The organism is Rhizobium sp. PL01, assembly GCF_033447125.1.
Taxonomy (GTDB): domain Bacteria; phylum Pseudomonadota; class Alphaproteobacteria; order Rhizobiales; family Rhizobiaceae; genus Pararhizobium.
In genome coordinates, this window is the sequence record NZ_JAWQUM010000010.1 from 59,434 (window position 1) to 76,540 (window position 17,107).

General features: G+C 57.8%; 15 protein-coding genes and 2 pseudogenes. 4 read left to right on the plus strand and 13 right to left on the minus strand.

Annotation, left to right across the window (positions count from 1 at the left end):
* The first annotated feature begins 319 nt into the window (after positions 1 to 319).
* From R6X40_RS22130 to R6X40_RS22145, 4 genes and pseudogenes are all read left to right on the plus strand, one after another.
* A complete protein-coding gene (locus R6X40_RS22130; protein ID WP_318416120.1) occupies positions 320 to 598 on the plus strand; it encodes a hypothetical protein in 279 nt (92 codons plus the stop codon).
* A gap of 210 nt (positions 599 to 808) precedes the next feature.
* Positions 809 to 1,003 (plus strand): annotated as a pseudogene (locus R6X40_RS22135) (IS66 family transposase); the annotation flags it as partial.
* A 556-nt stretch (positions 1,004 to 1,559) separates the two neighbouring features.
* Positions 1,560 to 3,209, plus strand: a complete 1,650-nt coding sequence (locus tag R6X40_RS22140) for an adenylate/guanylate cyclase domain-containing protein (RefSeq protein WP_318416122.1) — start codon at positions 1,560 to 1,562, stop codon at positions 3,207 to 3,209.
* 227 nt (positions 3,210 to 3,436) lie between these two features.
* Positions 3,437 to 3,922, plus strand: coding sequence for a pyridoxamine 5'-phosphate oxidase family protein (locus R6X40_RS22145; RefSeq protein ID WP_318416125.1), 486 nt, complete (start codon positions 3,437 to 3,439; stop codon positions 3,920 to 3,922).
* A gap of 404 nt (positions 3,923 to 4,326) precedes the next feature.
* On the opposite strand, the gene R6X40_RS22150 is transcribed toward R6X40_RS22145, so the two are convergent.
* The 13 genes and pseudogenes from R6X40_RS22150 to R6X40_RS22210 form a co-directional block, all read right to left on the minus strand.
* Complete coding sequence (locus R6X40_RS22150) at positions 4,327 to 4,731, minus strand: host attachment family protein (RefSeq protein WP_318416129.1); 405 nt, start codon at positions 4,729 to 4,731, stop codon at positions 4,327 to 4,329.
* A gap of 348 nt (positions 4,732 to 5,079) precedes the next feature.
* Positions 5,080 to 5,379: pseudogene (locus R6X40_RS22155) on the minus strand (transposase zinc-binding domain-containing protein); the annotation flags it as partial.
* 10 nt (positions 5,380 to 5,389) lie between these two features.
* The gene (locus tag R6X40_RS22160) at positions 5,390 to 5,815 is read right to left on the minus strand and encodes a tyrosine-type recombinase/integrase (RefSeq protein ID WP_318416131.1); all 426 of its coding nucleotides are present in this window, start codon (positions 5,813 to 5,815) and stop codon (positions 5,390 to 5,392) included.
* Between the two features lie 228 nt (positions 5,816 to 6,043).
* Positions 6,044 to 6,835, minus strand: a complete 792-nt coding sequence (locus R6X40_RS22165; RefSeq protein ID WP_318416133.1) for a PhzF family phenazine biosynthesis protein — start codon at positions 6,833 to 6,835, stop codon at positions 6,044 to 6,046.
* 79 nt (positions 6,836 to 6,914) lie between these two features.
* The gene (locus tag R6X40_RS22170) at positions 6,915 to 7,697 is read right to left on the minus strand and encodes an SDR family oxidoreductase (protein WP_318416135.1); all 783 of its coding nucleotides are present in this window, start codon (positions 7,695 to 7,697) and stop codon (positions 6,915 to 6,917) included.
* A complete protein-coding gene (locus R6X40_RS22175) occupies positions 7,694 to 8,626 on the minus strand; it encodes a dihydrodipicolinate synthase family protein (RefSeq protein ID WP_318416137.1) in 933 nt (310 codons plus the stop codon). The genes R6X40_RS22170 and R6X40_RS22175 overlap by 4 nt, the downstream gene beginning before the upstream one ends.
* An 8-nt stretch (positions 8,627 to 8,634) precedes the next feature.
* Positions 8,635 to 10,095: an amidohydrolase family protein gene (locus R6X40_RS22180; RefSeq protein ID WP_318416138.1), complete on the minus strand. Its 1,461-nt coding sequence runs from the start codon at positions 10,093 to 10,095 to the stop codon at positions 8,635 to 8,637.
* Positions 10,088 to 11,557: an ABC transporter substrate-binding protein gene (locus R6X40_RS22185; protein WP_318416139.1), complete on the minus strand. Its 1,470-nt coding sequence runs from the start codon at positions 11,555 to 11,557 to the stop codon at positions 10,088 to 10,090. The genes R6X40_RS22180 and R6X40_RS22185 overlap by 8 nt, the downstream gene beginning before the upstream one ends.
* The gene (locus R6X40_RS22190) at positions 11,554 to 12,582 is read right to left on the minus strand and encodes a dipeptide ABC transporter ATP-binding protein (protein WP_318416141.1); all 1,029 of its coding nucleotides are present in this window, start codon (positions 12,580 to 12,582) and stop codon (positions 11,554 to 11,556) included. The genes R6X40_RS22185 and R6X40_RS22190 overlap by 4 nt, the downstream gene beginning before the upstream one ends.
* Complete coding sequence (locus R6X40_RS22195; RefSeq protein WP_318416142.1) at positions 12,582 to 13,559, minus strand: ABC transporter ATP-binding protein; 978 nt, start codon at positions 13,557 to 13,559, stop codon at positions 12,582 to 12,584. The genes R6X40_RS22190 and R6X40_RS22195 overlap by 1 nt, the downstream gene beginning before the upstream one ends.
* A gap of 21 nt (positions 13,560 to 13,580) precedes the next feature.
* A complete protein-coding gene (locus R6X40_RS22200) occupies positions 13,581 to 14,453 on the minus strand; it encodes an ABC transporter permease (RefSeq protein WP_318416144.1) in 873 nt (290 codons plus the stop codon).
* A 7-nt stretch (positions 14,454 to 14,460) separates the two neighbouring features.
* The gene (locus R6X40_RS22205) at positions 14,461 to 15,426 is read right to left on the minus strand and encodes an ABC transporter permease (protein ID WP_318416146.1); all 966 of its coding nucleotides are present in this window, start codon (positions 15,424 to 15,426) and stop codon (positions 14,461 to 14,463) included.
* A gap of 77 nt (positions 15,427 to 15,503) precedes the next feature.
* Positions 15,504 to 17,072: an ABC transporter substrate-binding protein gene (locus tag R6X40_RS22210; protein ID WP_318416147.1), complete on the minus strand. Its 1,569-nt coding sequence runs from the start codon at positions 17,070 to 17,072 to the stop codon at positions 15,504 to 15,506.
* Between the last annotated feature and the right edge of the window lie 35 nt (positions 17,073 to 17,107).

Genomic DNA, 17,107 nt, shown 5'->3' on the forward strand with positions numbered 1-17,107 from the left:
GGATTGTTTTCTATCGCAGTTCCATTGGTGACCGAGGGCTTCAGCGAGAACGAAATCGCGAGCGCGTTGCTTTGGCTTGAATCGAAGAATGTAATAGCGCTCGAAAAAAACAATCGCTTGAGATTGTTGAAAAGGCTGCCTGACGAGCCGCACTAACTGAAGTATTGCAGGATTGACAGTGCAGCTCTGCGCAGATGGCACGACGCGCCGATTGCCAAGGGGAACGATCGTTTCCATATTACTCCCAATTCCAACGTCACACCACTTGCCGTGCCGACGGTTTCCAGCCGTGCGATGCTGCGGGAGCTAGGAGAAGGCAATGCCGATAATGCCGAAGACCCTGATGGAGATGCCTTCGAACGAGCGGACAGGAATGTTGACTGTTGTCGTAGAGGCTCTGCGTGCGTTGGCCGAAGAGGCAGTGGATGAGGGAAATGCCAGACTAGCTGCAAATGCGGTATCGATCGCCTATTCAATCGTCGGATGCCGGGCCGATCGCTCAGACGAACATTTGGGCGCTGCGGGTATGTTGCTGGAACAGGGCATCCAGTTCATCCACGCGCAAGGAGCCGGGCTGAAGCAAAGTCCGCTTCAATGAAAACCAAGCAGTAGTGATCGCACGCTCCGAACTCTTCCTTGACCTTGCATGTGGCCGGCCGGAGCACCGGTATCCAATTTGCGGTCCAGTCGCGCGCGACCGCAACAGTCACGTTCTATCGTCGTGTTTCGGGCACTTTATTGGCGAGCAGCCTCGCCACACTGCCGTCCTAGGTCAGTGCTTTCGGAGCGGTCTTGAAGCCTTTGCAGATTGATCGATGCGCATGTGCTTGCTGTCGAGCGTCTAAACGGCGATGACACGCCACTTCCGACCCTGGCGAAGGGAAAAAACCGATACTGGGCGGATTTGGACCCATGTCAGGGACGATCGGCCGTTCGGTGGCCCCCGCCGCCAGCAGCCCTCTTCTATGCCTCGCGTGATCGGCGGCAGGAACATCCACTGCGTTAACTTCGGACTCTGGGATGCTGGAAGCGTACGAAAGATCTTTTCCGAGATTGAGGAAGAGGCAATTTCATATTGTCTTGAAGAGGGACGCGCCCATCCAACATAAAGTAATTTTTTATGTTCGGTCGCGTACGGGGCATCTCAATAAGGATTGCAGTTGGTAACTCCGGGTCCAGACTATGGTGCTGCGCTGCTGCCTATTTTACCGACAATCGACATAAGGTGCTCCCGCTGAAACCGTAGAAAGGAACCGAAAAAGAGGATCAGACGCCGATAAACGCGTCGACCACGCAGCGCTCGGCACGAGCATTGATAATTTGCAAACGGCCCACGACTGCCCTCCTTCGCCTTTGTTGCGATGCCGCGTTCCCGACCGCGAAGTAGGTAGCGCTTGGCACACGACGTTCACAAACCGCGTCAGTAACCCGGCAAGCCTACAACGATTGGACTAGTTGGAACGTTTCAAAAACGATGTAAATTGTCGGACCATAGAGTTGAGAAAATCTTTCCCAGACGGACTTTGGCTGTCAAAGAGAACATATTGGGGTCCCTGAACTTGGCTTCACACAGTGTGCTTCTTGCGGAAATCACACTCGCCGCCACAACCATGGCGCAAACCACCGATTGGCGGGACGGTATTGACAATCTACTGGAACGATTGGGCGGTTCTGCGGATGTCAGCCGCGTCTATCTCTTCGAAGTCGAAGTGACCAAAGACGGAGTGCTGACACACGGCTGCTTTCACGACTGGGCGGCCCATGGTCTTGATCGTCTCGCCAAGTCGGCCCGGTATAAACGCGAGATCATTGAGAACTATGATCCCATATTCGATTCATGGATCGAGAGCCGCAGACGTGGTCAGCTCATCAAAGGCCATACCCGCGAGCTTAAGGGCGTGCTCAGAGAGGACTTCGACTATCAAAAGATCAAATCATTTATGTCGATGCCGATACTGGTGAACGGCGTTTGGTGGGGCCATCTCGGGTTCGATGATTGTATTCGCGAGCGCGAATGGTCGATCGACGAGGTTCACCTTCTCCAAACAACCGCGGCATTGATCGGCGCATCCGCCACGCGAGAAGAAGCAGCTCAAAAATATCATCGGAACGAGAGGCTGCGGGCCGCGATGGCGGACGTCGCTCTTGACGCAATCATTGTGATCGATGGTGATGGAATTGCCAGGGATTTCAACCCGGCCGCAGAAGCGATCTTCGGCCGTTCTCGATCGGATGTCCTCGGTCGGAAAATATCGGATTTGATTGTTCCTGAGAAGCTTAGACCAGGCCATGAACGCGGCTTCAAGGCCGCGACAAAAGATCGCCAGCTACGCCTGCCAGCGGTCCGCCGCGAGATGTCAGCCCTGCGCGTGGATGGAACCGAGTTTCCGATTGAACTGGCTCTGGTCCAGGTCGATCAAGGACACGAAATCCTCTACGCTGGGTTTATCCGAGATCCTACGGATCGCAAGCTGGCAGAAGTCCGCATACGTGAGGTAGAGCGAGAACGGTCGAACCTGGCGCGGTTCTTTTCGCCGCAACTCGTCGATCATATGATTTCCATCGAAACGCCCCTGTCATCTGATCGTTATCAGGCTGCGTCCGTACTTTTTGTCGATATGATCGGCTTTACGACATTTTGCGCGGAAAACATGCCGAGAACTGTGATCGATTTGCTCAGAGAGCTGCTATCAATCCTCAGTCAGCAGGTATTTGCGAACGAGGGTACCATCGACAAGTTTCTCGGCGATGGTCTGATGGCCGTCTTCGGATCACCAAAGGCTGGGCCGTTCGACTGCACCAACGCAATCCGCTGTGCATTCTCTATGCAACGTGCTGTTGCCGAATGGAATAGGCGCGCAGGCCGGCTCGACGACGAGGCCATTCGGATCGCAATCGGGATCCATTCCGGGCATGTGATCATAGGAGATATCGGCAGCGAACACCGGCTTGAGTTTGCTGTGCTCGGCGATACCGTCAATATAGCAAGCCGTGTCGAAGGAAAGTGCCGCTCGCTCGGCGCCACGATCTTGGTCACAAGCGAGGTTATGGCTGCTCTGGAGGCGGAAGGAGGCAGTGAGGTTGCGAAAGATTTCGAGGACCTCGGGGAGCAACACCTTCGAGGGCGTAGTTCCAGCGTCCATCTCCATGGCGTAAAACGTTCACTGGCCTCAACGAAGCTCAATGAACTCGGGCCACCAATCCCCTGATCCATTCCGGCCGCTTCGGAACGCTCGCCGGCCACGGGCATGAAGGGCCCAAGAGTAAGCAGCGTCTGGTTTCAAGCACTATGAACGCCGGCTAGTCGCGACAGAGTTTTTTTGATCGAGGCTGTGCTCCTATAGGCGTTCAGCAAAAAATTTTCAAACCAATCTGCGGATCACATCCGTCGCCTGCGCGTTGACGTTGGTCGAAACGCAAAAATGGAGACCGATCAATGGCCGACGAACAAGAACTGCAAGAAAAATTCTGGAAAGCGCTGAAATCCGATATGACTGTCATGCTCGGCCTATCTGGCGTGGACGAAGGTCATATGCGGCCAATGACGGCGCAGCTTGAAGGAGATAAGGGCCCGATTTGGTTCTTTACTTCCACGGAGTCCGAGCTGGTTAGCCAGCTTTCGGGTTCCCATCGGGCTATTGCAACGTTCTCGTCCAAAGGACACGACGTCTTTGCAGCGATCCACGGCGACCTTGCGATTGACAACGATCGCCCGGTCATTGACCGGCTTTGGAACAAATTTGTTGCCGCTTGGTATGAAGGGGGGAGGGACGATCCGAAACTTGTCCTTCTAAGGTTCAACGCTGAACGCGCTGAGATTTGGAAGGATGGATCGAGCCTATGGGCGGGGTTCAAAATGCTGCTCGGGTCGGATCCGAAAGAAGATTTCAAGGATAACGTCGCAGAAGTGGATCTGAAATGAAATCGAGCGGCTGACCGCGGCGTATTGGAAACCGACGGGGTCGGCCGCATTCAAATGCGCGCCGCCTCGCTCAATGCTGGGCGACCCTGATTACCAAAAAATATTTTGCAGTGTCTTCATTTAGTGACTGCCGTAGTTCGGCTCACTGACTCCCCAAGGCAACTCTTCTAGCATCATGTCGCCGTCCCACAGCGCTACGTTTTTTGGCGACCAGAACAACGGTCAGGAGGACGAAGAAGGTCACGTTGGCTGAGCAGCGATGTCCCAAGTGCCCTCGAGCAACAACGCCTAATACCACCAGCTCCGCGGGCGCACCCCCGATCGCCCTCAGGGTCAATCCGGGCTCAACGAGAAGGCCCCAAAATTTTTGGGAGCCTTCCCGTAGTGTAGAAACTAGGTCATCGCTAAGCGGCTGCCAGCGCCTTTTCGATATCCTGCAGTGAATGTCCAGTAAGATCCTTGTCTAACTCTCCGATGAGAATTTCGCTTAAAGACTTGTGGTATCGCTTTCTCATTTCGCCCAGGGTACGGGGAGCCGCGATTACAACGAGACTTTTGATATTCCCGTCAAGCACGTGCTTGTTCAGCATATCCGTGACGCCTAAGCTGAAGCCGTCCTCTTCTTGCTGACTGTCATCGGGATTTGCGGAACTGCTGGAATGGCGGCCGCCGGAAGAAATTTTCGAGCTGTCGATTTCTTCGGAAGCCATCGCCTTCAGGCTAACATTGGCCGCATCGCCTTCATTTTTGAACAGGCTGAGCTTTTCACCATCAGCCACAGCAACGACAGTGTGTTGGGGAAGTTCCATGGTATTATCTCCACTTGTGAGCAATGTGTGCATCCCGCCGAGTGGCAGGCCAATGCTGTTCGTTCGTGGGATAACCCCATTGTCCGGCATCGGTTCCTTCACAGATGGGATTGGACGACGCCTTAAAACTTCGTTGTCAGCCTAGCGACCACCGTAGGTTCCGGAAACGAACGCGCAGCCCGGCGCTGCCAGAGGTTGCGGTATTTCACGATGTGGCGGTTTCAGGATCGCGAAACATGCTGTGGGCCCTTGCTTGCCGACGATTTCGTCAAGCCAATATGCTAAGAAGCGGGACCTTCAAGATTGAACTCACCATTTCCGCGAAAACGCGCTTCGCGCCTCGGCGCCTTCGGCCGGTAGGGTGAACACCACGTGGAAGTAGCCGACTGGAAGCAGATCGGCCTCGCGTCCGGCAGGCCGGTCCGTGCCGCTGCGCCCTGGCACTTTGGGCAATGCCGATTGCGGCAGGAGTTGTAGGCGATCCGCCACTGGCCGCAGTCCTCGACGTGACCGCCGAGGGCAGCAGTGCGGCAGTTCTCAACCGCCGACATCACCTTCAATTGCGGCAGGCTCAGACGTTCAGCGTGGGCGCCGGTACGCCGCCCCGGCAGCACGGAAGATGTCGGCGACCTCGACAGAGGCGCGCACGGCTCAGCCGTCAGACGATATCTCTGCCGGCTTGAACAGGCCGAGCTTGTCGAGCGGGCTTGTCACGGTTCGCACCGTGCGGGTCGCGACCTTGGTACAGAAAGCGGTGTTGTTCAGCTTGGCGTGCCGGGCAGGACTTGGATGATCCGGATGTCGGTCCGTCGTCCAGTAGGTGGGTAGCGAAGCTGTGGCCTAACCTGTGCGGCCGACCCCTCTTGGCGATGTCGGCGGTCTTGGCCGCCGCAACGACGATGCGGTAGAGCTGCCGCGTGCTGATCGGCTTCATGGCGTGGCGTCCGGGGAACAGCCAGCCGTCGCGGTGCATCTCGCCCTGCCGCCGCCCCACCCTCCACCACTGGCGCAGCAGGGTGAACAGGTCCTCCGAAAGCATGGCATTGCGATAGCGCCCGCCTTTGCCACGTTCGACGCGCAGCACCCTCCCGCGCAGCGGGTTCGGTCTTCGGTCTCATATCAGTCATTCCATCCGACTTAAATTCCAGGGCGAGCTATGAAGTTTGTGTGCAAAAAAATGCAACCAGCAGAGCCGTAGGTTTGATACCCGTCAAGGCAAACATTCAAAGGTCGCAGCCATCTTGCGCACATTCCATGAGGAAAGTGCCAGCTCAGCCGAGACCCAGCCGCCCTCGTTGTCTCATGCGGTGCGTCACGGTCCAATTTCTGCGTGGCCTTCGAGGAAGAAGACGCATTGCCCTTCTAATTCGACCCGGTCATCTAAAGCCCGACACACAACCACACCGCCGCGGTGGGATGCTTGATAGGCGCGAAATGTCGACTTACCTGTTTTCCCCGCCCAATAAGGCGCAAGCATGCAATGAGCGGCGCCCGTCACGGGGTCTTCCGGGACACCCTTGGCGGGCGCAAAGTACCGGCTCACAAAATCATAGCCCTGGTCACCCGTTGCGGTGACGATAACACCCGGTCGATCAAATGCAGCGATGGCGCTGAAATCCGGTGTGAGCGTGCGGACGCTGCGCGCATCCTCCAACAAGACGAGGTAATTGAATGGGCTGCTGAAGACTTCTACGGGAACGGCGCCGAGGGCCTCGGCCATCCCAGTTGGCGGTATCGTCTCCTCAGAAAGCCTGGACGGAAAATCCATAACATATCCATTTTGCTTTCGATGGACCGCCAAGGGGCCGCTTGCCGTCCCGAAGATGACGCTATTGCGGCCTGGCTCCAGGCGCTCCATTACAACGGCAGCACTCGCCAAAGTCGCATGGCCGCACAGGGCGACCTCGACAGCCGGGGTGAACCAGCGCAAATTATACTGCCCTAAATCAGGAACCAGAAATGCGGTTTCGGCGAGATTGTTTTCAGCCGCGATTGCCTGCAGCGCCGCGTCGTCCAGGAAGCCCGCAAGAACCATGACGGCGGCGGGGTTTCCGGCGAAGCGCCTGTCTGTGAAAGCATCGATCTGAAATATAGGAACGCGCATGCTGTGGGATGTCCTCGCACCGATGTGAAAAAATCAAAAGTGGGTGAAATAGCGCGCGGCGCTAAGGAAAGGTACGATCCTATATTGCCCGGATTGCCCCGCCATCCACCCGGATTTTCGATCCGGTAATGTAGGAAGCGCGCTCGGATGCCAGGAACACGGCGACGTCGGCGAATTCCTCCGGTCGCCCGTAGCGGCCGAGGGGAATGCTCGCTGCAGATGCGGCAGCGACGTCTGCAAGGTTTCGGTCGAAACGTTTGGCGGCACTTGCGTCGAGTTCATCGACGCGTTGTGTGTGGATGCGGCCGGGCAGGAGGACATTTACCGTTATACCATCGGCTGCGACCTCGTCGGCAAGGGTTTTCGACCATCCCACAATGGCCGACCGGATACCGTTCGAAAGTGCGAGCCTTGGAATGGGTTGCTCAACACCGGATGATGCCAACGTGATGATCCTGCCCCATCTCCTGGCGCGCATAGGGGGCAAAAGCCGGCCGGTAAGATGGAACAGGTTTGCAGCCATCATCTCGAACTGGATAAGCCAGTCCGCACGGGATGCCTCGACAGCGGAAGCGGGCGGCGGGCCGCCGGTATTGTTGATGACAATATCGACGCCGCCTTTTGCCAGCAGGCGATCGGCAAGGTGGTCGACGCTTTTCAAATTGCCGAGATCGAGCGAGTTTGGCAACACAATTCCAGAGCCCTGCGGTAAAGCGTTGGCCCAGGCTTCGATCTTCTCCACCGACCGTGCGGCGGCAAAAACGGTTGCGCCTTCTGCAGCGAGGCCTAAGGCGATGGCCGCGCCCAGACCACGGCTTGCGCCGATCACCAGAGCCGTCTTGTCTTTAAGTCCAAGGTTCATTGTCCAAGCTCCCGCAGGCGTTTCGTCTGTCGTTCAATAAGCAGTTCGATTTCCGAAATGTCGTCCTTCGACAGGACCGTACCGGGTTTGCGCAAGGTGGGCGAGGTGATCGCACCGCGCTTGGCCATCACGTATTTGCGAATGGACAGGCCCAGACCGGGCTGCTGTTCATAACGTGCAAGCGGCAAATAGGCGTCGAAGATATCCTGCGCCTGCGCCGTATCGTCCCCGCGGTGAAGACGCACGACGTCCCGCATCATTTCGGGATAGGCAAAACCGGTCATGGCCCCATCAGCACCGCGCGCCATTTCCTCCGGTAGAAACAGGCCGCCGTTTCCGCACAGGATCGATATCTGGCGCTTGCCTGGCTCGTTTGCGGTCTTGCGCAAGGCGGTAATCTTGGCAAGGCCCGGCCAATCTTCGTGCTTCAAGCAGACGCAGGTTGGAACCAGGTCAATGATGGTCTGAATGACGGAAACCGGAATTGTCACGGACGTCACAAGCGGAAAGTCCTGTAGGACGAATGGAACGTCGCCAAGGAACTCGGCCGCCTGCTGGTAGTAATTGACAATCTGCTGGTCATTTCGGAGACTTGCTGGCGGGGCGATCATCACCCCGGCTGCGCCATCATCCATGACCATATCGGTCAGAGCTTTCATTGGCGCTAATCCGGCAGATGAAACGCCCGCGACGACCGGCACCCGTCCATCGACGCGCTTCAAAATGCGCCGGACGTAGATCTGAGATTCATCTGTGGTCAGCTTCTGAGCTTCACCCATCATGCCGAGCACCGTCAGGCCGGTCGCACCCCGTTCCAGATAGAAGTCGACCATGCGATCGGTGCTGTCGAGGTCGAGCGCGCCGGTGTCGGTAAAGGGCGTCAATGCGATAATGTAGACGCCATTTGCGTCCTCGGTCAGTCTTGCCATGGCGGTCCTCATTCGGCTTTAGGTCTTGCGGTGGGATAACGGGCTGCGCCAAAGAAGCCGTCCGGCAGGCCAGTCATGGATTTCAGGCTCATGCGGGTGACGAGAGCGTCGGCCTCGCGGTTGGCGGCCTTCAGGATCGCGTTTGTGTCGGCTTTGACCGCCAGTCCGCCCTCAAGCAGCACCTCTCCATCGATCACGACCGTGTCGACATCGTTACCATTGGCGAAGTAAATGGTGCGAAAAGCCGGCATCTGGAAGGGCGCAAGGTGCGGGCGCACCATGTCAATGACGACAATATCGGCCTTCTTTCCAGTTTGAAGAGAGCCGATCTCCCCGTCGAGGCCCAATGCCTTGGCGGCATCGATCGTTGCCATCTCCAAGACCTTTCCGGGCGGAAGCACAGAGGGGTCACGAAAGAACGTGCGGTGATAATGCATGCACTGTTGCATGTGGCGGAACATGTCTGAGGAACGATCTGGCGCCGTCGCGTCTGAGCCGAGTGCCACGACCGCGCCAGCCTCCAAAAGCTCGACCGCAGGGCACCGGCCAAGGATTGACGCTATGGCGCTTGGGTTGTGGGCAATGCGCGTCCCAGTATCGGCGACGATCCTGATTTCCTCGTCGCTCAGGTCGATAGCGTGCGAGAGCAGAGCATCGGTGCCGAGAATGCCGATGTCCCTTGCGCGCTGGACCGAGCCGCGCCAGTGACCATCCTGCGTAAAAATCACACCGGCCTCGCGCGACAGGGCGCGAACGGTCTGTGTCTGGCGGACGGCCGCCTCATAATCTGCCACAGACATCGTCTTGGCATGCTCGTCTCGTAACACTGGCGTCAGGAGCGCGATACGGATGCGGCCCTTGCTGTGCCAATCATCGAGCAGTCCGCGCGAGACCGCGAGCTGGTCTTCGAACGTTACAGGTCGTTCGCTACGCTGGCCACCGTCCCAACGCGCATAGGTGCGCGGGTGTGGTGGGCGGGTGCTCCCGACTGCGACAACCGAACGCGTACCGATGGCGGCCACGCCCTCACAATGCGCGGTTCCGTAAACGGGGTCGTCAGTTCGCATGATCGTGTCGCCGCCACCGAGCAGCGATACGGCGCACGTTACGCCAAAACGCAGCCGCTCCAGTGCGGCGAGTTGTGCCTCCGCATGCCAAAACTCAGGCGTCGTTCCGACCGTGTAGGCAGCATTGACGATCTCTTCCCAGTGGCTCTCCTGTTCCATACCCATCGTTTTGATCAATCCGTGACCAGCATGCGCGTGAACGTCGATCAGTCCGGGGATAAGGACCTTGCCGGTTGTGTCGATGGTGCGGCCAGACCGATAGCGCAATGCCAGGAGTTCGGATGGACCGACGTCGACGATCCGGTCGGCACGTACCGCGATTGCACCGTCGTCGATGACGCGGCGTGTGTCATCCATGGTGATGACCGTGCCGCCGGAAAACAGCAGGTCGATGTCAATCATGGCGGTCGGCCTTAATCCCGAAATCTGGCAGCATGGTCACGTCGAGGACTGCGTCAGGGCGCATGCGCCATTGTGGGTGTTTGCCGCCCAGTCCCGTAATGCGCAGCGGATTGTAGAGATAAAGCCACGGCGGATCCTGCTGTAACAAACGGTAGGCGCTGGCGTAGATCGCCGCACGCGCCGTGTCGTTGATGGTTCGGCGGCCCTCATCAATAAGACGCTCGACCTCGCCGTTGTGGTAACCGAGCCACCAGGACCCACGGCTGCGCGCGTCTATTTTCTCGGCGAGCACGCGGAAGGTACTGAGCGGGCTGGAATCAAAGACGCACATGTCGCGCACGTTTTTCAGGCGAACGTCATGGGCATAGGCCTCGCGGTCTTCATGGCGATGGACACAGAACGATATGCCGATTTCGGCGAGTTGGTGACCGACTGCTGCGGTCAGTGCTTCTGCTTCGTCGGGAAGGCGCGTGGGGCAATCAACGTTGATGACCAGACCATCGCCATGGCCCGCTTCGATCAAGAGCCGTTTTGCTTCAGCAAGATCACGCGACATGCCGGGCGCAGAATCCCCGGCACCAAAATGGGTGGGGCTGACGAAGCCGGGGAGCGGGTGAGCCGCACCGCAAACCACCGTCTTGACCAGTGCATGCCTGTCGAGCGCTATGTTAGCAGCGCGTCGAACGCGCGGGTCGGCAAATGGGCCGCGGGCGCTGTTGAAGAGGTAGATAATGGAGACTGGCACCAGCGAAACAACACGCGTATGGCCGCCGCTGTCTAAATCACACGATTTCCGGAAGCCAAGGCCGTTTGCAACCTGTGCATTGCCGGCGAGGAGCATGTTTTGCCGCCGGCTTTCGTCGGGCTCCAGGAGAAAGCGGATACGCGCATTTGCCACCCTTGCGCCATGCCAGCCTTCAAAGCGTGAGCCGCTGATCTCGTGACCGTCTGTAAACGATTCAAAACGATAGGGGCCAGTACCGATCGGCGTGGTCACATCACCGCGTTCATAGCCCTCAAGTGCAGCTGGCGCGATGACATAGCCGTACACGAGGACGTCGAGAAGGTCTGCCATGGGGTGGCTGAGACTGATCGTGACCGTTCTCTCATTCGCCGCGGAGATATTAGCGTCACCGAGATACTGATGCCAGACACCGGGTGCGCCAAGCGTGTATCCCTTGTCCGCCCGCGCCATGCGGCGCAGCGACAGAATGACTGCAGCCGCATCGCATTCGGTGCCGTCGTGGAAGAAAAGGTTTTCGCGCAGAACGAACGTCCAGTCGCGCGCATCGCTGGAGACAATCCAGCTTTCCGCGATCGCAGGACGGTAGCCGCCGTCTTCTCCGAAGCGCACAAGGCCGTCAAAAAAGGCATCGAATATACACAGGACGTCATTTGCATCCGTGCAGTCATGAGGGTCTTCAAGCCGTAGCCGCGGCTGGACGATCGTTGCTGTGGTCATGTTGAGCAGGCCTCCGGAAAGCTGTCATGCAGATGGCAGGCAACGCTGCCTCCACCGGGCTGTGGGAGAAGTGCAGGACGCTCCGACGCACAGCGAGAAAAAGCAAGCGGACAACGGGTTCGAAAACAGCAGCCCGCCGGCAGATTGAGTGCGCTTGGAACCTCGCCGGTGATTTCCGCCTCCGGCTTTCGCAATGTCTTGTCGACGCTCGGGGCGGCCGAGAGCAATGCCTGCGTGTAGGGGTGCCGGGGATTGGCGAAAAGCTGTTCGCGCGAGGCTGTCTCGACCATGAAACCGAGATACATCACCGCGACCCGGTCGGCGATGTGGTGGACGACCGACAGGTCATGAGAAACAAACAGATAAGACACGCCGAACTCGTCGCGCAGGTCCATCATCAGGTTGAGGATCTGCGCTTGGATCGAAACGTCGAGTGCAGAGACCGGCTCGTCGGCTATGATCAACTTGGGCCGCACCGACAAGGCGCGGGCAATGCCGATACGCTGGCGCTGCCCTCCAGAGAACTGATGCGGATACCGGTCTGCTTGTTCTGCGTTGAGACCGACGCGCGCCAGCAGCTTGATCGCCTCCGCATCAATGTCGCTGCTGCTCATTCTGCTGTCGGATTGCGCCCTCATGGGTTCGATCACGATGTCTTTGACGCGCCTGCGCGGATTGAGGGAGGCGTAGGGATCTTGAAAGATCATCTGGAGCTCGCGCCGTACAGGCCTGAGTTCCTTCTGGCTAAGGTGGGATACATTTTTGCCGTCGATAAGAATCTCACCTGACGTCGGGGCGTGAATGCGGGCGATCGTCTTTGCGACGGTGGATTTCCCGCAGCCGGATTCACCCACCAGGGCCAGTACCTCTCCGGGCGCAATCGACAGCGATACGCTGTTAACGGCGTTCACTATCCTTGGCGGTGCAAGCAGTTTTCCGCCGCTGAACCGGAGCCGGTCAAAAATACTGTCGCCAACGGCGAAGGATTTAACGAGGTTTCGAACGTCAAGAACGGGCTGTGTCATCAACTCGCCTCCTTGAGCGGAAAATGACAGGCAGCATCGAGCGATCCACGCACCGCAACGAGTTCAGGGGATCGCTCTGCACATAGAGGTTGCGCGTGCGCGCATCGGCCGCGAAACGAACAGCCTTCGCCCAGGGTGTGAATATCAGGAACGGTTCCGGGAATTTGCCGCAGACGGTGCTGGCGGTCGGAAATGCGAGGAATGCTGTCGAGCAGACCGCGCGTATAGGGATGTGCCGGGCTCTCAATGACCTCATCGGTCAGCCCGCGTTCAACGACTTTGCCGCAATAAAGCACCACAACGCGGTCAGCCATTTCCGACACCACGGCAAGGTCATGCGTAACAAGGATCATCGCGGCTCCAGTCTCCTCGACCTGGCGGCGCATGAGCTTGAGGATTTGTGATTGCACGGTCACGTCGAGTGCGGTCGTCGGCTCGTCGGCGATGATCAGGCGTGAGCCCGCAAGCAGTGCGATTGCGATCACGACACGTTGTCTCATGCCGCCGGAAAACTGGTGGGGATAGGCACCCAGCCGGCTCTCGGCGCTCGCTATGCCGACGTCTTCCAGCATACGAATACAACGTGCTTGCCTGGCCGCCTCATCGAGGTTGGTATGCAGTCGCAATACCTCGTCCATCTGCCTGCCGATCGTATAGACCGGGTTCAGCGAGGTCATGGGATCCTGGAAGACCATGGCGATGTCACGGCCACGCACGTTTCTCATTTCGCGGTCGCCGAGCCGTGAGATATCGCGGCCATCAAACAAAATCTCGCCACCTGCAATGCGCCCGGGCGGATCGATAAGCCCGAGGATTGAAAAGCCTATCACAGACTTGCCGCCGCCGGATTCTCCGACAAGACCAACGATTTCACCGCTGCGGACGTCGAAACTGACATCGTCAACAGCCTTGACAAGCCCTCCGAACGTTTGGAAATGCGTTCGAAGCCCCCGGATGTCGAGCAAAGGTTCTGCCATGTGCACGTGCTCCCCCATGGCTCACCGGAGCCGCGGATTAAGTTCGTCGCGCAAGAAGTCGCCGAACAGGTTTATGCCGAACACCAGAAACATGATGAACAAGCCTGGAAAGGCCGACGTCCACCAGATGCCGGAGAAAAGAACGTCGAAACCTTCCTTGACCAGAAGCCCGAGCGACGGTTCGGTGATGGGCACGCCGACGCCCAAAAAGCTCAAGGATGCCTCGATGAGGATGAATGTGCCGACCTGGATCGTGGATACGACGATGAGCGGTGTCAGGACGTTCGGCAGTACATGGCGGCGGATGATCTGGGCGTCGTTAAGGCCTGCTACGCGCGCCGCCTGAATGTATTCCTTCTGGATTTCGCTCAATGTGGAGCCGCGCACAGTTCGCGCGTAGACGACCCATCCGACGGCAGTCAACGCGATAAGGATCATGCCGATCCCGTTTCCGAAGGCCGACATGAGGAACAGCGCGATCAGCATCGATGGGAAGGAAAGCTGGATGTCGGCAACCCGCATGATCACGGCGTCCAGCATGCCCCCGTAGTAGCCGGAGATGAGGCCGAGGATAGTGCCGATCACGCAGGAACAAGCCATCGCAGCAATGCCGATAAAGGCGGAGATCCGTGCGCCATATATGATCGAAGCCAGGACATCGCGGCCTTGGCCGTCTGTGCCAAGTAGGTAACGCGGATCTCCGCCGTCTAGCCAAAGGGGAGGCTTGAAGCTGTCCATCAGCTCCAGCTGTGAAACATCGTAAGGGTCCTGCCACACAAGCAGGGGGCCGAATATGGCGAGAAACGTAAAGGCGAGGACAAGGAGGCTGCCTAGCACGGCGGGAATGTTATGGCGGTAGTTGTAGACGAATTCTGATGAAAGCAATCGGTGCATCTGTCCCTCACTTGACGGTGATACGAGGGTCGATCATCGTGTAGACGATGTCGACGAGGAAATTGATGACAACGAAAATCAAGGCGGTCAGCATCAGGTAGACAACGATAACGGGACGGTCGCCGCGATAGATGGAATCGATCAGGAGCTTGCCTGTACCCGGCCATGCGAAGATCGTCTCGGTGATGGTAGCAAAAGCGATGAGGTCGCCAAGTTGCAGGCCAAAGATTGTTACGACAGGGATGAGGGCGTTCTTCAGCCCGTGCGCGAACAGGATGTGTGTTCGCGAGGCGCCCTTTGCGCGTGCAAACCGGATATAGTCCTGCCTCATGACTTCCATCATCCCGGCGCGCGTGATGCGCAGGATAATGGCTAGGGTCGCCAGTGCCAGGGTGACTGCTGGAAGAAGGATGTGCGACCACCCGTCCGCCGTGAAAATCGAGATGCGCAGCCCAAGAACCTCGATCGTCTCACCCCGGCCTGATGACGGCAGAAACTGGTGGCGAACCGAGAAGAAGTAGATCAGCATCATGCCAACCCAGAATCCCGGCAGCGATATACCGAAAAGCGATGCAGCCATGATGCTGCGGGAAGTGGTGCGGTTCGGGTTGGCGCCGGCGTAAACGCCGAGCGGAATGGCTATCACCGTGGCAAATGCCATGGCAACCAGAACCATTTCGATGGTCGCAGGCAGCCGCTCCAGAATGAGATCCATCGCTGGCTGACGAAAGACGTAGGATCGCCCGAAATCGCCCTGCAGCACGTTGGACAGGAAAATCCAGTATTGGTTGAGAAGCGATTGGTCGAGGCCGAGAAGACGCCGCGCCTGCTCGATTTCTGCTTGCGTGGAATCGATCGGAATGACCATGAAGACCGGATCACCGGTGAAGCTCATCATCAGGAATACAATGATCGAGACCACGAAGAGAACCAGCACCATCTGCAGGAGCCGTTTTATTGTGTAACCGAGCAAGGTTGAGGTTCCGTCAGGTTCGTGACTGAAAGAAAGGGTGCCGGATCCGGCCGGCACCCCATGAGGACTAAAGTTTCCTACTCTTTTACGTCAATCTCATAGGCCCAAAGGAATTTGTCGGCTCGAGGAGTGATCTCGACAGTGGTCTTGGCCGCGTAGAGGTCCTGCTCATAGTGGATCGGGATCATCGGGATGTCGGCCATCAGGATCTTGGTCACACTTTGGAGAAGTTTGTCGCGTTCATCGAGCTTCGATGTAGCGTCCGCCTTGTCGATGAGGGCGTCCACGTCAGCGCTGGAGTAGCCACCGCGGTTGACCTGACCATAGCCTTCCTTCTTGCCGCGCGAGTAGAACATGACGCTGTACATCGAGCCGCCGTCGCCGGAGGGAACGTCCCAGCCACTCATGATCAGACTGGACTTGTCGCTCGGCACCCGGATGTAGCTGAAGAAGTTGGACTTCGGCATCAGGTTGAGCTTCAGATTGATCTTGATCTTGCCCAGCATGCTGGCAAGCGCCTGGACGATCTGCTGGTCGTTGACGTAGCGATTATTGGTCGCGTCCAGCGTCACCGTGAAACCGTCCGCATGGCCAGCTTCTGCCATCAGGGCAGACGCTTTTTCCAGGTCGAACGGATACATGTCGCGGAAGCTTGCCCCATCAAGATAGCCGGTGTGGGAAGCCGGCACGTACTGCTCGGACGGCGTCGAGAGACCGTTCATGATCACCTTGTTGATGGCGCTAACATCGATGGCGCGCACCATCGCTTCACGCACGCGGCGATCGGTCATCGGGTTCTTGTCGAGATCGATGGTCGGGCTCTTCTCGCGCTGGTCGATCGAAAGCACAACATTGAGCAGGCTTGGCCGCATCAACACCTTATAGCGGTCATCGCTCTTGACACGTTCAACGTCGCGCACGTTGAGATCTTGGATGACATCAACTTCGCCGGTCAGGAGCGCAGCGGTTCTTGTTGCACCATTGGTGATCGGGCGGAAAGTGACGGTGTCGAGTTTTGCAGGGCCTGCGTAGTAGTCCTTGTTTGCCTCCAGAGTGATGTGATCTTCCTTGACCCACTCGGCGAGCTTGTAGGGACCTGTGCCGATCGGCTTCAGGTCCGCTTGTTCGTCTCCGGCCTCCTTGACGTACTTTTCACTGAGGATCAGCACGGCGGCGAGGTCGTTCGGCAGGACCGCGTAGGGACGCGCTGTCTTGATCTCGACCGTGTGGTCGTCGATCACCTTAAACGAGGCAATGTTGGCCCCCAGATTGGCCATCAGCGACTTCTTCAGCCGGTCGAGGGTAAACACGACATCGGACGCCTTGAATTCCTCGCCATTGTGGAATTTGACACCCGTGCGCAGCTTGAAAACCCATGTGGTGTCGTCGATAAGCTCCCAGCTTTCGGCAAGGCCCGGACCGAAGGTAAGGTCGGCGTTTCGGCGAACCAGGGGGTCGTAGATGTGGTAAAAAAGGATATTACTCGACAGTTCCTCGCCCGCCTGGGGGTCAAGGTTGACGGCATCCGACGTGAGGCCGATGGTCAGTGACTTGGCGTCAAGTTGGCTGCTCAAGGCGGTTGAGGCTAGAAATAGAGCACCTGCGAACAGGGTTCCTTTCGTTGCAATCATGCGTAGGTTCATCATCGTATTCCCCTTTTTTGTTTGGTGATGATAAGCAT